The sequence below is a fragment of the bacterium genome, from assembly GCA_030655055.1.
GTDB lineage: Bacteria > Edwardsbacteria > AC1 > AC1 > EtOH8 > UBA5202.
The window spans coordinates 1-3666 of the sequence record JAURWH010000052.1 but is presented as its reverse complement, the minus strand read 5'-3'; the positions used below and the strand labels follow the sequence as shown (position 1 = coordinate 3666).

Genomic DNA, 3666 nt, shown 5'->3' with positions numbered 1-3666 from the left:
CTGATGCCCAGGACGGTGAAGGAGCCTGGGAATTGGGACTTGATCTTGGCGATGGCGTCCAATGTCTCCTTGCCGGCGTTCTTCAGCGATTCGTCCCCGCTGCCCAGGCTGAAGGTCAGGAAGTCAAACAGCAGGTCCTGTTCCGCTAGTCCGCATTCCAGGGCCATGGCATGCAGTCTTTGGGCCACGACGATCTTCTTATCCGCTGTGTCGGCCAGGCCCTGCTCGTCAATGGTCAGACAGACCACGGCCGCGCCGTACTGCCGGCAAAGCTCGAAGGTTTCCCTGGCCCTTTTCCCCCCGTCCTCCAGATTTACCGAGTTGACGATGCAGCGCCCGGCCAGGCGCTTTAACGCTTCTTCCACCACCTGGGGGCTGGTGGAGTCTATCATCACCGGCAGCTGGAGCCGGGTGTTGAGCATGGAGCAGAAGACCTGGTAATCCAGAACCTCCTGCCGTCCGGCCGCCGCCAGGGAAAGGTCTATGGCGTGGGACTGCTCGGCCTGCTGGTCCAAAGCCACCTTCATCATGCCTTCGTAGTCGTCCTTTTGCAGGCATTCCCTGAAAAGCTTGCTGCCGGTGACATTGGTCCGCTCCCCGATGATCAGCGGCTTGGGCTCGGTGCTGATGTCCTGGGACTGGTAGAGCGAGGAGATCCGGGCCGTCCTGGTTTCCAGGGGCTTTCGGGCCGGGATGTCCTTTAAGGCCGAAGCCAGCTCCCGGATGTGCTCCGGCGTGGTTCCGCAGCAGCCGCCGGCGATGTTCAGGCCCACCGCGGAAGCAAAACTTTTCATCTGCCCGGCAAAATCCTTGGGCTCCAGGTCGTAGACCGTCCGGCCGTCCGCTAATTTGGGCAGGCCGGCGTTGGGCATCAGGAACAACGGCTTTGATGAATGCCGGGCCAGGTAGTAGACCGCCTCGGTCAAGCCCTTTGGCCCCAGACTGCAGTTGAGGCCGATGGCGGCCAGCGGCAGGGGCTCCAGCGCGGCCAGCACGGCGGCGATGTCGCTGCCCAGCAGGGTCCGTCCGCTCTGGTCGATGGTCACCGAGCCGATGATGGGCCGGTATTGATCCTGTTCCTTCATGGCCCGGTCAATGGCGATGACTGCGGCCTTCAGCTGCAGCAGGTCCTGGCAGGTCTCCACTATAAAGCAGTCAACCCCGCCGGCCAGCAGGCCCTGGGCTTGGGGCAGGTAGCTCTGCACCAGTTCGTCAAATGAGATCTGTCCCAGGCCGGGCAGTTTTGAACCCGGGCCCATGGAACCGGCCGCGTATCTTGGATCATCGGCCTTGGAAAATTGTTCGGCCGCCTGTTTGGCCAGCCGGGCCGCCTGCTGGTTGATCTCAAAACATCTATCGGCCAGGCCGTGTTCGGCCAGGATGTGTTTTGCTCCGCCAAAGCTGTCGGTCTCGATGATCTGGGCCCCGGCCGAAAGGTAATCGTTGTGTATCTTCTGGATGACATCGGGCCGGGAGAGGCACAGGAACTCGTGACAGCCGGGGTGGCCGCCATAATCCCCGTCGTTCAATCCCGCCGCAAAAAGCTGGCTGCCCATGCCACCGTCCATGATCAGGATCCTCTGGCGGGAGATGTTCAAGAAACCTTCCCGGTCGTTCATCATATTATCCCTTTTTGTTTCAGGTTTTCCAGCACCTCGGCCACGGCCTGGCCCCTGCCCATGGTGTAGAAGTGGAGGCAGGGGACCTTCTGCTGGTACAGCCCGGCGCAGAGTTCGGTGGCAAAGTCCACTCCGGCCGTGCGGGCGGCGGCCGGGTCCTTGGCGCCCAAGATTCTCTCCACCAAGCCCTGGGGCAGGTTGACGTGGAAGTCTCTTGGTATGGCGGTCAATTGCCGGGGGCTGGTGATGACCTTGATGCCGGGGATCACCGGAACGTCGATGCCCTCGGCCCGCACCCGGTCCACGTAGTTCTTGAATATCTCGGCCGAGAAGACCATCTGGGTGATGATGTAGCTGGCCCCGGCGGCGATCTTCTCCTTTAAATGCTTGATGTCCTCGTCCAGGTTGGGGGACTCGTAGTGCTTTTCGGGGTAACCGGCCACGCCCACGCAGAAGTTGGTGGGATCGGCCACGTCCAGCTCCTCCAGGTATTTTCCCTTGTTCAGGTTGGAAGCCTGCTCCACCAGCTCCGAGGCATAGCGGTGTCCGTCCTTCTCCGGCTCGAACTCGCCGAAACCCGGCGGCGGGTCGCCCCTCAGCGCGAACAGGTTGGTGAAGCCCAGGTAGTGAAAGTCTATTAAAGCGTCCTCGGTCTCGTACTTGTTGAACCCGCCGCAGATCAGGTGGGGCACGGTCTCTATCTGGTACTTGTTGGCCAGGGCCGCGCAGATGCCCACGGTGCCGGGCTTCTTGCGGCGGGGGATCTTGCGGATGACCTCGTCCACTTCCTCGTAAACGATGCTCTGCTGGTGGTAGGTGACGTTGATGAACGAGGGATCGTATGGTTTAAGCAGGTTCACCGCCTGGTAGATGCTCTGGATGCTGTGGCCCTTTTCGGGCGGGGTGATCTCCAGGGAGATCAGGGTCTTTTTGCGGTTCTGCAGGTATTCGGTGATGTGCATGGTTTTTGATGAGCTCCCAAGTGGGTTTTAAAGGGCTTTTATAAGGAAACCAGGAATACAGGAAAATTTAGATTAGGTTACGATTTTATAAGGAAACCAGCCTGTCCGCCGCACTCCGCCGGACACTGAGCATAGTCGAAGTGTGGCGGGGGTAGGCGGGGTAACCAGATAAAGGCGGAAACCAGCGATGCCGCGTAACTACTAATAATATAATATAGCTTTCGGCTATGTCAAGCATAAAATGGGCTTTGGGGGCTTATATTTGGGAAAACTTGAACGGTCTGGGTTTTTGGGTGTTTTTGTCGTGCCAAAACTATATACTATGGTCCAACAACAGTTTATTTAATCCTTAGCCCATACATTAATGTATGGGCTAAGGATAGCACAGGAGAATAAAAATGCCCCATTCGTATTCCAAAATATGGATCCACCTGGTCTGGAGCACCAAAGACCGCCTGCCCTACCTCACTAAAGAGATAAAGAACAAGGTGATCTTTCATATCAGGGAAAAAGCAAAAACCGAAGGGATTTATGTTGATACCATTAACGGGGCAGAAGACCATGTCCATTGCCTGATCGGGCTTGGTTTGAAGCGCAGCATAGCCGAGGTGGTAAGCCTGTTGAAAGGCGAATCGTCTCATTGGGTCAATGAACAGGCGTTGATGAAATTTCATTTCAATTGGCAGATCGGGTATGGCGCGTTTTCATTGGCTGAATCGCAATTGGATACAGTCCGCCGGTATATCCTGAACCAAGAAGAACATCATAAGACAAAAGCGTTCGAGCAAGAATACAACGAATTGCTAAAAAACAAACAATGTGGTATATGGGGGTAAAAGACCGTTAATGACCTGATTGGCATGGTTTGTGGTTGTTTTCCATAGGTTGTTTTTCATAGCCCATACGTTAACGTATGGGCTATGAATTTGTTTATGCCTGGGTAGGTAATCCTTTGTCACAAGACAAACTCCAGCAGGTTTTAGCCTTGACTTTAACCCCCATAAGTGTTAAAATTATAATCTTACTTTTAAAACCAACGTAAGGCCTATGTCAATGCAATACAATTACATAGTAATCTGGTTGAT

At 55.6% G+C, this 3666-nt stretch carries 3 protein-coding genes; 1 reads left to right on the top strand and 2 read right to left on the bottom strand.

Annotated features, from left to right (window positions below; translation table 11 throughout):
- A partial coding sequence (locus Q7U71_02555) for a homocysteine S-methyltransferase family protein (GenBank protein ID MDO9390635.1) occupies nt 1-1622 on the bottom strand: 1622 nt, incomplete at its 3' end.
- A complete protein-coding gene (locus tag Q7U71_02550; GenBank protein MDO9390634.1) occupies nt 1619-2581 on the bottom strand; it encodes a methylenetetrahydrofolate reductase in 963 nt (320 codons plus the stop codon). The genes Q7U71_02555 and Q7U71_02550, both read right to left, overlap by 4 nt.
- 398 nt (nt 2582-2979) lie before the next feature.
- Here Q7U71_02550 and tnpA point away from each other — a divergent pair, with 398 nt between their 5' ends.
- Nucleotides 2980-3417 carry an IS200/IS605 family transposase gene (tnpA, locus tag Q7U71_02545; GenBank protein MDO9390633.1) on the top strand — a complete coding sequence of 146 codons (438 nt, stop codon included), beginning with the start codon at nt 2980-2982 and terminating at the stop codon, nt 3415-3417.
- Nucleotides 3418-3666: the final 249 nt, after the last annotated feature.